This window comes from Amycolatopsis sp. 505 (assembly GCF_031625235.1).
Lineage (GTDB): Bacteria > Actinomycetota > Actinomycetes > Mycobacteriales > Pseudonocardiaceae > Amycolatopsis.
This window is the reverse complement of the sequence record NZ_JACKQP010000010.1, coordinates 188,149-202,170: the sequence shown is the minus strand read 5'-3', so window position 1 is coordinate 202,170 and position 14,022 is coordinate 188,149. Positions and strand designations below refer to the sequence as shown.

Sequence of the window (14,022 nt, the reverse complement as noted above, 5' to 3'; positions counted from 1 at the left end):
GTAACCGCGACGAACTGAGGGGAGACGGGCGATGACCGACCCGTGGGGCATCTCCGGACCGGATTTCGTGGTCCTCTACATCGCACTGCTCGGCGTGGTCCTGCTGATCAGGGTCATCGTGTCCGGCGTCGTGAGCAGCCGGGCGCTGCGGGCGGACGCCGTCGCGCCCGGCCCGCCGCCGACCGTCTACCAGCTCGCCTTCCTCGCCGGCGGCCCCGACCGGGCCGTCGACGCGGCGATCGCGGCCCTGGTCGAGCGCGGCCAGCTGCGCGTCAACAGCTACAAGCAGGTCAGCCAGGCCGGGACGCGCCCGGCCGAGCCGCTGGAGCGGGCGGTCTTCGACGCCGCGCAGCTGAAGACGACGGCGACGCTGCGGGCGCACGGCCGCCAGTCCGCGGCGATGCGGGCCCTGGAAGAGGGCCTCGACCAGCGCGGGCTGCTGGCGTCGGCGGCCGCCAAGCGGCAGGCGCGCACGTTCGGGCTGCTGCTGCAGCTGGCCGTGCTGGCGTTCGGGGTGGCCCGGCTGGTCAACGGCATCGCGCTGGGCCGCCCGGTCGGGATCCTGGTGTTCCTGGTGATCGTCGCGGCGGTGCTGGCCGTCGTGGCGGCGGTGCGCCGGTCGAAGACGGGCCCCCGGCAGCCGTCGGCGGCGGGCCACCGCCTGCTGGGCCAGGCCCGGGCCGCGGCGAGCGGGCCGGTCCCGGCCGGCATGCTGGCCGGCGGCGTCCTGCTCGGCGGGGCGGCGGCCGCGGTCGCCCTCGGCGGCTGGGCGATGTACCCGGACGAGGAGCTCAGCGCGGCGCTGGTCCCGCCGGTGACGTCCTACGGGGGCGGGGGCTCGTCGGGTTCGTCGTGCAGCAGCGGGTCGTCCTGCTCGAGCTCGTCGTGCAGCAGCGGCTCTTCGTGTGGTTCGTCGTGCGGCGGCGGAGGGGGTTGCGGTGGGTGAGCTGGGCATCGGGATCGGCTGGCGGCACGAGCTCGACCTGTCCATCGCGCGGCTGCCGGGCGTGGACTGGGTCGAGGTCGTCGCCGAGAACCTGCACGCCGACCACCTGCCGGAGACGCTGGTGGCGCTGCGCAAGCGAGGCTTGCCGGTGCTGCCGCACGCGGTCTCGCTGTCCCTCGGCGGGGCCGAGCCCCTGGACACCGGGCGCGTCCAGCACCTCGCGGAGATCGCGCGGGCCCTGGACGCGCCGCTGGTCAGCGACCACGTGTGCTTCGTGCGCGCGGGCGGGCTCGACTCGGGGCACCTGATGCCGCTCCCCCGCACCCGCGAGGCCCTGGAGGTGCTGGTGGCGAACGTGCGGCTGGCCCAGTCCATCGTGGACGTCCCGCTGGCGCTGGAGAACATCGCCGCGGTGCTCGACTGGCCGGACGCCGAGCTGACCGAGGAGCAGTTCCTCACCGAGCTGACCGAGCGCACGGACTGCCGGCTGATCATCGACGTCGCGAACCTGTACGCGAACGCCCGCAACATCGGCACGGACCCGGTGGCGTTCCTGGACGGCATCCCCTGGGAGAGGCTGGCGTACGTCCACATGGCGGGCGGCATCGAGCGCGACGGCGTCTACCACGACACACACGCGCACCCGGTGCTGCCGGAGGTGCTGGCGCTGCTGGCAGAGCTCCGCCGCCGGACCGACCCGCCGGGCGTGCTCCTGGAGCGCGACGACGACTACCCGACCGACGACGAACTTGCGGCGGAGCTGCTGGCGTTGCGCACGGCGGTGGCGGGATGAGCCGCGCGGAGCTGGCCCGGCGCCAGGCGGAGCTGCTGCAGGCGCTGCTGGCCGACGGCCCGGCACCAACCGGTTTCGACCCGGCCCGGCTGCGGGTGGAGGCCGGGGTGCTGCGGAGGAAGCACGGTCGGGTGCTGGCGTACCAGCGGCCCGAGCTGGCAGAGGCCCTCGGCGAGCGGTTCGGGCCGCTGTTCGCGCAGTTCAACGCGGCCCGGCCGAAGAAGGCAACCGAGCGCTCGGGGGCGTACGCGGACGAGTTCGTGACATGGCTGACCGAGGGCGGCCACCTGCCAAAGCCGAAGCGGCGACTGGTGGACCGCCTCCGGCGCCGCTGATCCACAATTCCGTCAGGGTGTGGACAACACGGCCCGCAAAACCCGCACCCCACCCAGACCCGCCCCGCCACGCCGATCCGAAGCCCGAACACGCCGGTGGTGCCGGGTCAAGGCACGCTTTCCCGCCTTGACGCGGTACCACCGGCCGTAGTCACAATCCGGCTTCGGGGTGGTGGGCACGCAAGCCGCTCACTAAGGCGACCTGACACCACCCAGGTCAGGGCGTCCAGGTCGGTTTGTCGACTCCCGGCTGCCGCGTCCCGAACTCCCAGTACGGCTGCGCGCCCGGCAGCCCGCCGGCCATCCGCACCCGCGTCATCCGCCCGTACCCGCTGTCCGTTTCCTCCAGCAGATCGCCGTAGTCGACGTCGGCCGGGGCCGGGTCCTTGCGGCCCAGGGAATCCAGCCACCGGCCCGTTCCCGCCAACGAGAGCCGGGCGCGCCAGGTCCCGCCCTCGTCGACCTGGCGCCGCAGGGCCGTCATCACCGCCGCTGCCGCGAGCCAGCCCGTCGCGTGGTCCAAGGCCTGGACCGGCAGCGGCGACGGAGGATCGCCGAAAGCCATCCCGCTCGACATCTGGACCAGGCTGTCGAAGCCGCGCCGCCGGGCCCACGGGCCTTCCCAGCCGTACGCGCTCAGGTCCGCGATCACCAAGCCCGGCCGCAGCTCGGCCAGCTCCGCAGGCCCGAACCCGATGCGCTCCAGTGCACCCGGGCGGAACGACTGCACCAGCACGTCCGCCCGGCTGATCAGCTTCTTCAGCCGTGCGCGGCCGCCCTCGGTGTCCAAGGCGACGAACGCCGAGCGCTTGCCCTGGTTCGTGTCCCGCACCAGCGCCTCGACCCGTGGCAGGTGCGCCGCCCCGACGTGCAGGACGTCGGCGCCGTGCGCGGCCAGTACCCGGCCGGCCACCGGACCCGCGAGGACGTGGGTCAGCTCCAGCACCCGGATGCCGCCCAGCGGCCGGTCCGAATAGAACAACGTCCGCTTCGGCGCGTCGGCGACCGGGGACAGCGAAACCAGCGGCAGCGAAGCCACCGCCTCCCCTTGGGGATGCACAGCCCAGTCCGCCGGCGACCGCAGCTCGGCGGCCGCTCCCCCGGCGGTGACGACGGCGTGCTCCACCTCGCGCGCCGGACGTCCGGCGACCGCCTTCTCGACGGCTTCGCGGGCCCCGGGCACGCCCAGGCCCCAGCACACCGCCGCTTCGTGACGCGGGTAGTTGCAGTGCAGGCGCACCCAGCCGTCGGCCGCGCGGTAGTCGCCCGACAGCGGTGCCCAGACCGGCTCGGCTCCGACGCCGTCCACCCGCAGCAGCTGCTCGCTCCGGAACGCCGCCGCCGCATGACGCGTGTCCGCCGTGACCACGCCGGGTTCGATGGCACGCACCCGGAGCATCTCGCCGGCCGCCAGGGTCGCCGCGGCCACCGAAGCCGTGGCGGCCGCCGCGACCCGGTACGGCCCGGGCAGCACGTCCTCGGTTCCGGTCAGCTCGAACGGACCCGGCGAAGATCCGGTCAGGGTGTCCCAGACACCCTCGACTACCTCGCGCACTACGGGAGAGCCGCGACGAGCTCGGCGGGCGGCACGCGGGTGCCGGTGTAGAACGGGATCTCCTCGCGCACGTGCAGCCGCGCCTCGGTGCCGCGCAGGTGGCGCATCAGGTCGACGATCCGGTGCAGCTCGTCGGCCTCGAAGGCGAGGATCCACTCGTAGTCGCCCAGCGCGAACGACGCGACGGTGTTCGCGCGGACGTCCGGGTAGTCGCGGGCTTCCTTGCCGTGGTCGGCGAGCATCTTGCGGCGGTCGGCGTCCGGCAGCAGGTACCACTCGTAGGACCGCACGAACGGGTAGACGCAGATGTACTTGCGGGCCTCTTCACCGGCCAGGAACGCCGGGATGTGGCTCTTGTTGAACTCGGCGGGCCGGTGCAGCGCGGTCTGGCTCCAGACCGGCGTCGACGCGCGGCCCAGCGGCGTCCGGCGGAACCCGGCGTACGCGGCCTGGACCTGCTCGATCTCCTCGGCGTGCCACCAGATCATGAAGTCGGCGTCGGCGCGCAGCGCGGAGAGGTCGTAGACACCCCGCACGGTGACGCCCTTGGCCTCCAGGCCGTCGAGGTACTCGGCGGTCTCCCGGCCGGCGGTCCCGCGGTCCTCGCCCAGCCGGCCCGGTTCGATCCGGAAGACCGACCAGGTGGTGTAGCGGATGGTGTCGTTGAGCTCGTTGTAGTTGACCCGCGCCATGGCTCCATCCTGTCACCGCGGCGACGCGCCCGCCGCCACGGGTCAGGTGAGCGCACTCACGCGGAAAGGTGGGCCGCTATCCGCTGCGCCGCCGCCTCCGCCGTGGCCACGCAGGCCGGCAGGCCGACGCCGTGCAGGGTCGCCCCGGCGATCGCCAGGCCCGGCACCTCGGCGACGGCCTTCTCGATCCGCTCGACGCGGTCGAGGTGGCCGGTGCCGTACTGCGGCAGCCCGCCGCCCCACCGCGTCACCAGCGTCTCGATCGGGGCCGCCGTGATGCCGGTCAGCCGGGCAAGGTCGTCGCGGACCACGCGGACCAGCTCGACGTCGTCGAACTGCAGCGCGCCCGGCTCGCCGAACCGGCCGACCGAGCCGCGGACCAGGACCGGGCCGCTGCCGAAGTGCGCCCACTTCCGCGAGGAGAAGGTGAAGGCCTTCGACGCGTACGGCTTGCCCGAAGCGTCGCTTTCGCCGGCGCCGATCAGGATCCCCGACGCCTCCGGCAGCGCGGTGCCGGGCGGCAGGGCCAGCGCCACGACCGCCATCGACGCCAGTTCGACCTCGCCGAACGCCGCCGAGGCGGCCGGGACGAGGTCGGCCAGCAGCCGGCGGGCCGAGGGTGCCGGGACCGCGAGGACGACCGCGTCGGCTTCGAAGGTGTTGTCCGCCGGCGCGTGCGCGGTCGGTGCCGCGCCGATGCGCAGCCGCCAGCCGTCGCCGTGCCGCTCGATCTCGCACACCGGCAGGCCGGTGCGCAGCTCGGCGCCGGACTCCGCGGTGAGCCGGTCGATCACCGCGCCCAGGCCGCCCGGGACGGTGCCGAACACCGGCGCCGTCGACGGGTTCGCGGGCAGCTGGGCGGCGGCCGCCGCGGTCAGCGAGCCCGCGCCCGCCGCCAGCGCGGAAGCCAGGCCGGGCATGGTCGCGCGCAGGCCGAGACCGTCGGCGCCGCCCGCGTAGACCCCGCCGAGCAGCGGGTCGACCAGCCGGTCCACCAGTTCGTCGCCGAAGCGCTCGCGCAGCAGCGGCCCGAGCGGCACGTCCCCGCCCGGTAGCCGCAGTTCGGGCAGCGACGCCTCGGCCTCGACCGCCTGCCGTCCGGCCTCGGACAGCACGCCGGCCACCGACTCGGCGGACGCCGGCACGCCCATGACCGTGCCCGGGGGCAGCCCGGTGACCGCGCCGCCCGCGTGGATCTTCGCGCGGGCCTTCGTCGGGTTCACGACGTCGAGCCCGAGCTCGCGGACCAGGCCGAGCATCTCGGGGCGGCGGACGAGGAAGGCCTCGGCGCCGACGTCGTAGGGCACGCCGGCGAGTTCGGCGGTGCGCAGCTTGCCGCCGGGCGCCGTCGTCTTCTCGAAGACGGTGATCCCGGCGTCCGCGCCGAGCAGGCGCCGCAGCCGGTACGCCGCGGTCAGCCCGGAGACGCCGCCGCCGACGACCGCGACGCGCTTCACAGCTCGTGCACCAGCCCGACCACGCGGGTCAGCACGTCCGGGTCGACGCCCGGCAGCACGCCGTGGCCGAGGTTGAAGATGTGGCCGTCGGCCGCCTTGCCCTCGGCGACGATCCGCCGGACCTCGGCTTCCAGGACCGGCCAGGAGGCGTGCAGCAGCGCCGGGTCGAGGTTGCCTTGCACGACCGCGCGGCCGCCCAGGCGCCGCACGGCTTCGTCCAGGGGGATCCGCCAGTCGACGCCCACGACGTCCGCGCCCGCGTCCCGCATCGCGGAAAGGAGCTCGCCGGTGCCGACGCCGAAGTGGATCCGCGGCACGCCGTACTCCGCGACACCCGCGAGGACCTTCGCCGAGTGCGGCAGGACGAACTCGCGGTAGTCCCGCTCGGACAGCGCCCCGGCCCAGGAGTCGAACAGCTGGACCGCGTCGACGCCGGCGTCGAGCTGCGCGCGCAGGAAGGTCAGGGCGACGTCGGCCAGCCGGCCGGCCAGCTCGTGCCAGAGCGCCGGGTCGGAGTGCATCAGCGCCTTGGTGTGCTCGTGGTTGCGGCTCGGGCCACCCTCGATGAGGTAGCTGGCCAGCGTGAACGGCGCACCGGCGAAGCCGATCAGCGGGGTGTCGCCGAGCCGCTCGACCAGCAGCCGGACGCCGTCGGCGACCTGCGAAACCTGCTCGGGCCGAAGCTCGGGCAGCGCCTTCACGGCGTCGAGGTCGCGCACCGGCGCGGCGGCCACCGGGCCGGTGCCGGGCACGATGTCGATGTCGACCCCGGCCGCCTTGAGCGGGACCACGATGTCGCTGAAGAGGATCGCCGCGTCGACGCCGTGGCGGCGGACCGGCTGCAGCGTGATCTCGGCGAGCATTTCCGGGTCGAAGCACGCGTCGAGCATCGGCACGCCCTCGCGCAGCGCGCGGTACTCGGGCAGCGAGCGACCGGCCTGGCGCATGAACCAGACGGGCGTGCGCGCCGGGCGTTCGCCGCGCGCGGCGGCCAGGAACGGGGCTTCGGGCAGCTCGCGGCGGGCGGCCGGGGCGGCCGGGCGCGGCAGGGGCGTGGTCTGAGACATCGCCGTCAATCGTGCCACGAGCCGAGGCGGGCCCGTTCCTCGGCGCGCCTGCGCCCGCAACGGCCCGTGCCCGCCCTAAAGTCGAAGCGTGACCGCGATGACGCCAGTGCCCGAACTCTTCCGCGAAGCAGTCGCGGCGCTGCAGTCCGTCCGGCCCCGCCGGGAGGTGCTGCTGGAGCCGATGCGCGCCCCGCAGCGGCTCGCCCCGTGGTCGTACGCGGTCAGCTGCGAAGTGGCCGGGCCCGCCGACGTGCTGGCCTCGGGCCGGCTGGTCCTGCTGCACGACCCGGACGGCCAGGACGGCTGGGACGGCGTGCTGCGCCTCGTCATGTACGTGCGCGCGGAGCTGGACCGGGAGCTGGCGACCGACCCGTTCCTGCCGGCGGTCGGCTGGTCGTGGCTCACCGACGCCCTCGAAGTGTCCGGCGCGAGCTGGAAGGCGCTGGGCGGCACCGTGACGGAGACGTCGTCGGCCCGCTTCGGCGACATCTCCGGCCCGGCGCGCACCGACGACCTGGAGCTGCGGGCGTCGTGGACGCCGACGGACTCCGGACTGCTGCCCCACGGGCAGGCCTTCTGCCAGGTGATGGCGAGCGTCGTCGGCCTGCCGCCGGTCGGGGTGGCCCTCTTCGAGCAGCGTCAGGGCTCCTGAACCCGCGGCACGCGGCTGTCCGGGCGATCTTCGGCAACGAATCGGCAACGGCCGGTCGCCGCGCGTGCTCCCGGGGACACGACTTGTACGGATGTGAGCAAAATTCACGTCCACTGAACGCTGTTCACTTCGTTATCGGGCCCTCAGACGCCGCCTGACGCCCGGAACGGCCCGGACGACCTCGGAGTACCCCGGACGACCCGCCGCGGTCTGCGAGGCCGTTTCACGTCTCCTCGTTCGTGACTCCCCGCGGTCACGCACCGCTACAAGATCAAAACGAGGGTCCGGGGCCGTCCTCGCCCCGCGACAGACACGGACAGTCACAGATCCCGGCCCCGGCAAGCGGCCGCGAAGGCCTGCGGACACCTCGGAGCCGAGATGATCAAGCCCCGGCCGGAGCCACTTTCCGAGGGTTGGGGGAGCCCATCCGGCCCCTCGTCACTAGGCGCACCGGAAGCTGCACGCCTCATCTGCACGGCCATTTGGGCGCCGGTAACTCCTTTGCATCGCGTTCACTGGGCTATCCGTTAGCAACCGGCCGTGTACTAGCCCGATCGTGTTACTACGAACCCACTGAGTGACTGTTCGTTTGAGATAGATACCCATTCGATCCCCCCGCAACGGCCTCAGGACGGCTACAGTGCCTTCGACGACACCACTTTCGGTCTAAAGCTGGCGCGGCTGAACGGCCGAAGGTCCCGGTGCCGGTCGGGGGGCACGACCGACTCCAGGGAGGTAGTGACGTGGCTACCGTCGGCATTTCTCAGGCCGTCCGATCCACGCCAGCCGGCGCGTTGCCGGCGAGCATGGTTCCGCACCCGCGGGAAGAGCTCTTTTCGGTACTGGTGGTCGATGACCACCCGCTGTTGAGGGAGGCAATCGCAGCAAGACTCGCACAGATGGGTGCGGGGACCGTCCACGAAGCCGCCACGGTGGCCGAGGCGAGGGCGCGAGCACAGGCCACCGGGCCTTGTGACCTGGCGATCCTCGATCTCGGACTGCCGGACGGCAGCGGCATCGAGCTGGTTACGGAACTCCGTAGCCACGGCTGGCCGCGCGTGGTCGTTCTCGCATCCTCGGACGACCCGTACGCGGTCCGCTCGGCCTTCCAGGCCGGGGCCCAGGCGTACCTGCTGAAGTCCGCGTCGCCGGTCGTGGTGACCGACGGCGTGCGGCGCGTGCTCGAGGGCGGCGTCTACGCCGACCCGAGCGTGGCTCCGGTGCTGGCCACCGGGACCCGCGTCGCGGGCACCGACAACACCCCGCGCGAGCTGTCCGCTCGTGAGGTGGAGGTGCTCCAGCTGGTCGCCGACGGGCAGTCCAACAAGGAGATCGGCGAGGAGCTTTCGCTCTCCGCCCTCACCGTCAAGTCCCACCTGTCCCGGATCGGGCGCAAGCTCGGCACGGGCGACCGGGCCCAGATGGTGGCGCTGGCCATGCGAGCCGGCGTGATCCGCTGACGCAAGCGAACAGCCCTGCGGGGCGGGCAGACCAGGCGCGGTATGCCCGTCCCGTAGGGTCGTCAACCATGGGAAGCACAGAGGCCGAGGACACCGGGATGGAGATCGAGTCCACGGGCGGCCCCGTGCTGCTACGCGAACCCGCCGAGGGCACGCCCCCGGTGATCACCGACGCTGCCGCGCTGGCCGAGGCCTGCGCGAAGCTCGCCGCGGGCACCGGCGCGGTCGCCGTCGACACCGAACGCGCGTCCGGCTACCGGTACTGGCCCAAGGCCTACCTCGTGCAGCTGCGCCGCGAGGGTTCCGGCACGGTGCTGATCGACCCGATCGCCCTGGCCGACGATCTCCAGCCGCTGCGCGACGTCCTCAACGACCTGGAGTGGGTGCTGCACGCCGCCTCCCAGGACCTCCCCTGCCTCGCCGAACTGGGCCTGCACCCGGCGGCGCTGTTCGACACCGAGCTGGCCGGCCGGCTGGCGGGCTACGAACGCGTCGCGCTGGGCACGCTGGTCGAGCTGCTGCTGGGGTACACCCTCGAAAAGGGCCACAGCGCGGCCGACTGGTCGAAGCGGCCGCTGCCGGTCGACTGGCTGAACTACGCCGCCCTCGACGTCGAGCTGCTCGTCCAGCTGCGGGAGAAGCTGGAAGCGGAGCTGGGCGCCCAGGGCAAGCTGGAGTGGGCGCGCCAGGAGTTCGAGAACGTGCGGACGGCCCCACCGCCGCCCCCGCGGGCCGAGCCGTGGCGCCGGACGTCGGGGGTCCACAAGATCCGCAGCCCGCGCGGTCTCGCGGCGGTCCGCGAGCTGTGGCAGGCCCGCGACGAGCTCGCCCGCAAGCGCGACCGCGCCCCGAGCCGCATCCTGCCGGACAGCGCGATCATCAACGCGGTCACGGCGGATCCGAAGACGGTCGAAGAGCTGCAGGCGCTGCCGGTGTTCAGCGGGCGCGTCCAGCGCAAGTACACGGCCAGCTGGCTGCGGCACCTCCAGGCGGCCCGGGCGCTGCCGGCGTCGGAGCTGCCCTCGCCTTCGCAGCCGACCGACGGACCACCGCCGGTGAACCGCTGGGCGGACAAGGACCCGGACGCCGCGGCCCGGTTGTCCGCCGCGCGCGCGGCGTTGACGGCGATCGCGGAGGACCGGCGGTTGCCGGTGGAGAACCTGCTGCTGCCGGACCTGGTGCGCCGGACGTGCTGGCGTCCGCCGGCGGAGACGGACGAGGACTCGGTGGCGGAAGTCCTGCGGGCCGGTGGCGCGCGGCCGTGGCAGGTCGAACTGACCGTGGCGGCGTTGAGCAAAGCGTTGCAGACCACCGCTGCCTGAACGGACAGATCCGGGAATCGTGCTGTGCCGGACACCGGCTGCCCTGGGCTGCCGCGCACGGGCGCAAGATCGAAGTGTTCGTGGACCGCGAGAGCATCGGATCATCGAAAAGCTGCAGTACGTCGACATCGAGGAGGCGGTGCTGGCCGGCGCGTGGACCGCGGAATGGCGGCACGCCATGGACCTGGTGGCCGACCACTCGCTCGACGACCTGGCCGGATCACGGAGTTCCTGACGCAGATCCGGCCGCTCGAGGCGATCAACGCGCCGTTGCGCGCGGCGATCCGGCCGTTGCGGGTGGGGGCTCAGTCCATGCAGCTCGGGATGCGGACGATGCGGGAGCTTTCCCGGATCATCAGCAATCTGCTGGGTAGTGGTGGGTCTCGTTAGGTCGCTTGGCTTCTGGCTTTCGCCAGTGCCTCGGCCGTCTTTGCCGTCTGCGGGTGCTCGGGGCCCAGCACGGTCTCGAAGCCCTCCACCGCGAATTCGTACGACTCCACCGCTTCCGGCCACTCCCCTCTTCGGGCATGCACCCGGGCCACCGTGGCCAAGGCGTGCAGCAGGTCCGGGTGTCCCGGGGGCAACGGGGCCGAGGCCAAGGCCGCTCGTGCGTAGTGTTCCGCGTCCTCCAGGCGGTCCGTCTCCGCCAGCGCCCGGCTCAGGAGCACTCTCGCCTCCCACGTCTGGCGGTCCTCCGGGCCTGGGTGCGCCACCCTCGCCGCCACCACCGACGCTGCCAGCTCCGCCGCTTCCTCCGGTTCGCCCGCCAGCAGCAATCCGTACGACAGCCACATGCGGGCCGCCTCTCCGTCGCCCGTTCCCTCGGCCAGCTGGGCTCGCATTCCTTCGACCAGCGGGCCCGGAGCGCCCAGCTCCGCCTGGATCGTCGTGCGCAGGAACCCGGCCACCGACGCCCACTCGGGCGGGGCCGCGCGCAACGTCTGCTCGGCCTCGTCGAACCTCGCCAGCTCGATCTGGGCCCGGGCGATGTCGGACGTGCAATCCGTGCCGCCCAGGGACCGGAAGACTTCGATCGCCGGCGCGTACCGGCCCGCGTCGGCCAGTGCGGTACCGATCGCGTACGTGCAGCGCACCACCGCATCGTGGTCCGGTCCGCGGACATACGCATACGCCGAACGGACCGACGCGAACAGCTCCAGTGCCTCGTCCACCCGGCCGGTCTGCGAGCAGCGCGCGGCGATCAGGAACCAGGACGCCAGCGTCGCGTGGTGGCGTGCGCCGAACACGCGGGTCTGGTCCGCCACCAGCGCGCGCAGCCACGGCTCCGTCTCCGGGTCGCGCAGCTCCGCGAGCCGGTCCGCGATCTCGCCGCGCAGCTCGAGGGCCGTCTGGTCGTCCTGGCGACGGCGGCGCTGCAGCTTCGCGTGCAGCCAGGCGATCTCGCCCCGGAGCCGGTCGACGCTCATTCCGCCAGGGCCGCCAGCAGCGCGTGCGCCTCCGCCCGCAGCTCGTCCGTCGGCTCGCCCACGCCCACCAGGCGGACCACCCCATCCGCTCCCTCGCGCACATGGGCCTCGACGTCCAGCGCCGGGTCGTCCCGCCGGATCACCGCGATGCTCTCCACCAACCCGAACACCAGGTCCGTCCGGATCCCGACCGCCGCCGGCGCGACACCGGACGCCGCCACGAGCCGGCCGTACGCCGCCTTCAGTTCCGCGCGCTCGGTGCGGAAGCGGGCCAGGTTCGGCGATCCGACCTCCGGCAGCAGGTACAACGCGCCCAGGTTGTGCCGCGCGCCGCCCAGCAGGCCGATGTCCGCGTACGCCAGCGCCCACAACCGGACCGCCGCCGGGGCCGCTCCGGCCACCAGCCGAGCCGCCAGCGCGAGGGACGGGCGGACCGTCTCCGCCAGCAACGCCGCGAGGATGTCTTCCTTCGCCGGGAAGTGGTAGTAGAGCGACGCCTGGCGCAAGCCCGCGCGTTCGGCGATCGCCCTGGTCGTCGTGGCCGCGTATCCGGCTCCGGTGAACAACTCGCCCGCCGCGTCGAGCACGGCCTGGCGCGCGTCGGGACGGTTCGCCGCCGCTCCGCTCGCCCTCGGCCTGCCGACTCCCGACCCTTTGACCACGGACGTGATCTTGCCAGGTCTTCGGCCGCGACACGCGCACGGCGGTGCGGTTACGCCCGGATGTCGTCATTGACGCCGGGTCGACCCCGCCGTTAACCGCGCCCTAACACGGCGGAGATCATCGCGTCGCGGCGAAGACCTAATTTCTGTCGAGCGATCGAAACAAGGAGCCCGCATGACGCCACCCGACGAACTCGCCGCCTTCGGTTACCGCCAGGAGCTCCGCCGGTCGCTGGGCGGGTTCTCCGCCTTCGCCGCCGGGTTCTCCTTCGTCTCCATCCTCACCACCGTCTTCCAGCTCTTCGGCTTCGGCTACACCTTCGGCGGCCCGCTCTTCTTCTGGACGTGGCCGGTGGTCCTGGCCGGCCAGCTGCTGGTGGCCCTCAACTTCGCCGAGCTCGCCGCGCGCTACCCGCTCGCCGGATCCGTGTACCAGTGGGCGAAACAGCTCAGCAAAGGCTTCCTCGGCTGGCTCGCCGGCTGGATGATGCTGATCGGCTGCGTCGTCGCCCTCGCCGCGGCGGCGATCGCGTTGCAGGTCGTGCTGCCGTCGGTGTGGGACGGCTTCCAGTTCGTCGGCGGCGACAGTTCGGTGACGTCGCCGACCGGCGCGGCCAACGCCGTGCTGCTCGGCACCGTGCTGCTCGTCTTCACCACCGCCGTCAACGCCGGCGGGGTCCGCCTGATGGCGCGGATCAACGACGTCGGCGTCGCGGCCGAGCTGCTCGGCGTCGTCGTCCTCATCACCGGGCTGCTCCTGTTCGCCGTCCGCGGCCCGCAGGTGGTGCTGCACGACGCACCCGGCACGAGCGCCGGGATCGGCGGCGTCCTCGCTTCGGCGCTTATGGCGGCGTACGTCCTCTACGGCTTCGACACCGCCGCGTCGGTCGCGGAGGAGACGAAGGACGCGCGCCGGACGGCGCCGCGGGCGGTGCTGCGGGCCGTGCTCGTCTCCGGGATCGGTGGCCTCGCCGTGGTCGTCACCGCGCTGATGGCCGCGCCGAGCCTCACCGACGGGCAGCTCGCCGGCAAGGGCCTGCCGTACGTGATCACCGCCGTCTTCGGCGACACCCTCGGCCGGGTCTTCCTCGCCGACGTCGCGATCGCCGTCATCGTCTGCACACTGACCATCCAGACCGGCACCGTCCGGCTGATCTACGCGATGGCCCGCGACGGCGCGCTCCCCGCCTCCACCCGCCTCGCCGGGGTCAGCCCGCGCACCGGGACGCCGGTCGCGCCCGCGCTGCTGTCCGGCGCGCTGGCCATCGGGCTGCTGCTGCTCAACGTCGGCAACCCGACGCTGTTCAGCACGATCACCGGGACGTCGGTGGTCGTGGTCTACCTGGCCTACCTGCTGGTGACCGGGCCGCTGCTGGTGCAGCGGCTGCGCGGGCGGGTCCCGGCCGAGCCGGGCCGGTTCTCGCTCGGGCGCTGGGGCGTACCGCTGAACGGAGCAGCCGTTCTGTACGGAATCGGCATGATCGTCAACATCGCCTGGCCACGTGCGGAGATCTACGATCTCGCCGGTTCGGGCTCCCCCTGGATGCTCCTGTTCCCGATAGAGTTCGTCGGCGGCGCACTGGTGATCGGCTGGCTCTGCTGGCTGCGGCTGCGTCCCGCTCCCGCCCTCGAACCCGCGACCTGAGAGAGGACG

General features: G+C 73.2%; 13 protein-coding genes. 7 read left to right on the top strand and 6 right to left on the bottom strand.

Annotated elements, in window-relative coordinates:
- The first annotated feature begins 31 nt into the window (after positions 1-31).
- The 3 genes from H5965_RS34285 to H5965_RS34275 are packed head-to-tail and all read left to right on the top strand — an operon-like array spanning position 32 to position 2,074.
- Positions 32-946 (top strand): TIGR04222 domain-containing membrane protein, encoded by a 915-nt coding sequence (locus tag H5965_RS34285; protein WP_310974926.1) that lies wholly within the window; start codon positions 32-34, stop codon positions 944-946.
- Positions 939-1,739 carry a DUF692 domain-containing protein gene (locus H5965_RS34280; protein WP_310974925.1) on the top strand — a complete coding sequence of 267 codons (801 nt, stop codon included), beginning with the start codon at positions 939-941 and terminating at the stop codon, positions 1,737-1,739. The genes H5965_RS34285 and H5965_RS34280 overlap by 8 nt, the downstream gene beginning before the upstream one ends.
- A complete protein-coding gene (locus tag H5965_RS34275; RefSeq protein ID WP_310974924.1) occupies positions 1,736-2,074 on the top strand; it encodes a hypothetical protein in 339 nt (112 codons plus the stop codon). The genes H5965_RS34280 and H5965_RS34275 overlap by 4 nt, the downstream gene beginning before the upstream one ends.
- Positions 2,075-2,291: 217 nt before the next feature.
- Here the strand turns inward: H5965_RS34275 and H5965_RS34270 are convergent, their stop codons facing one another.
- Genes H5965_RS34270 through hemE form a run of 4 tightly spaced genes read right to left on the bottom strand, consistent with a single transcriptional unit; the run spans position 2,292 to position 6,845 of the window.
- Positions 2,292-3,629 (bottom strand): CoA transferase, encoded by a 1,338-nt coding sequence (locus tag H5965_RS34270; RefSeq protein WP_310974923.1) that lies wholly within the window; start codon positions 3,627-3,629, stop codon positions 2,292-2,294.
- Complete coding sequence (gene hemQ, locus H5965_RS34265) at positions 3,629-4,321, bottom strand: hydrogen peroxide-dependent heme synthase (RefSeq protein ID WP_191315743.1); 693 nt, start codon at positions 4,319-4,321, stop codon at positions 3,629-3,631. Before hemQ ends, H5965_RS34270 begins: the two co-directional genes overlap by 1 nt.
- Before the next feature lie 56 nt (positions 4,322-4,377).
- Positions 4,378-5,778, bottom strand: a complete 1,401-nt coding sequence (gene hemG, locus H5965_RS34260; protein WP_310974922.1) for a protoporphyrinogen oxidase — start codon at positions 5,776-5,778, stop codon at positions 4,378-4,380.
- Positions 5,775-6,845 (bottom strand): uroporphyrinogen decarboxylase, encoded by a 1,071-nt coding sequence (gene hemE / locus H5965_RS34255; RefSeq protein WP_310974921.1) that lies wholly within the window; start codon positions 6,843-6,845, stop codon positions 5,775-5,777. Before hemE ends, hemG begins: the two co-directional genes overlap by 4 nt.
- A gap of 88 nt (positions 6,846-6,933) precedes the next feature.
- On the opposite strand from hemE, the gene H5965_RS34250 reads away from it, so the two are divergent.
- The 3 genes from H5965_RS34250 to H5965_RS34240 all read left to right on the top strand — a co-directional run bounded on the left by H5965_RS34250 (position 6,934) and on the right by H5965_RS34240 (position 10,279).
- Entirely contained in the window at positions 6,934-7,497 is a 564-nt protein-coding gene (locus tag H5965_RS34250; protein WP_310974920.1) for a DUF3000 domain-containing protein, read from the top strand.
- Positions 7,498-8,240: 743 nt separating this feature from the next.
- Positions 8,241-8,957 (top strand): response regulator transcription factor, encoded by a 717-nt coding sequence (locus tag H5965_RS34245; RefSeq protein ID WP_033261886.1) that lies wholly within the window; start codon positions 8,241-8,243, stop codon positions 8,955-8,957.
- A 98-nt stretch (positions 8,958-9,055) separates the two neighbouring features.
- Entirely contained in the window at positions 9,056-10,279 is a 1,224-nt protein-coding gene (locus H5965_RS34240) for a ribonuclease D (protein WP_310975227.1), read from the top strand.
- 386 nt (positions 10,280-10,665) lie between these two features.
- Here the strand turns inward: H5965_RS34240 and H5965_RS34235 are convergent, their stop codons facing one another.
- Together H5965_RS34235 and H5965_RS34230 are read right to left on the bottom strand one after the other, a co-directional pair.
- A complete protein-coding gene (locus tag H5965_RS34235; RefSeq protein WP_310974919.1) occupies positions 10,666-11,706 on the bottom strand; it encodes a tetratricopeptide repeat protein in 1,041 nt (346 codons plus the stop codon).
- Positions 11,703-12,368: a helix-turn-helix domain-containing protein gene (locus H5965_RS34230; RefSeq protein WP_310974918.1), complete on the bottom strand. Its 666-nt coding sequence runs from the start codon at positions 12,366-12,368 to the stop codon at positions 11,703-11,705. Before H5965_RS34230 ends, H5965_RS34235 begins: the two co-directional genes overlap by 4 nt.
- A 175-nt stretch (positions 12,369-12,543) precedes the next feature.
- Between H5965_RS34230 and H5965_RS34225 the strand changes: the two genes are divergently transcribed.
- Positions 12,544-14,013: an amino acid permease gene (locus H5965_RS34225; protein ID WP_310974917.1), complete on the top strand. Its 1,470-nt coding sequence runs from the start codon at positions 12,544-12,546 to the stop codon at positions 14,011-14,013.
- Positions 14,014-14,022: the final 9 nt, after the last annotated feature.

What these genes read in the sequence shown, in the direction of transcription:
- H5965_RS34285 (WP_310974926.1), top strand. Translation starts at nt 32, where the DNA reads ATGACCGACCCGTGGGGCATCTCCGGACCGGATTTCGTGGTCCTCTAC.
- H5965_RS34275 (WP_310974924.1), top strand. Translation starts at nt 1,736, where the DNA reads ATGAGCCGCGCGGAGCTGGCCCGGCGCCAGGCGGAGCTGCTGCAGGCG.
- hemQ (WP_191315743.1), bottom strand. Translation starts at nt 4,321, where the DNA reads ATGGCGCGGGTCAACTACAACGAGCTCAACGACACCATCCGCTACACC.
- hemE (WP_310974921.1), bottom strand. Translation starts at nt 6,845, where the DNA reads ATGTCTCAGACCACGCCCCTGCCGCGCCCGGCCGCCCCGGCCGCCCGC.
- H5965_RS34240 (WP_310975227.1), top strand. Translation starts at nt 9,056, where the DNA reads ATGGAGATCGAGTCCACGGGCGGCCCCGTGCTGCTACGCGAACCCGCC.
- H5965_RS34235 (WP_310974919.1), bottom strand. Translation starts at nt 11,706, where the DNA reads ATGAGCGTCGACCGGCTCCGGGGCGAGATCGCCTGGCTGCACGCGAAG.
- H5965_RS34225 (WP_310974917.1), top strand. Translation starts at nt 12,544, where the DNA reads ATGACGCCACCCGACGAACTCGCCGCCTTCGGTTACCGCCAGGAGCTC.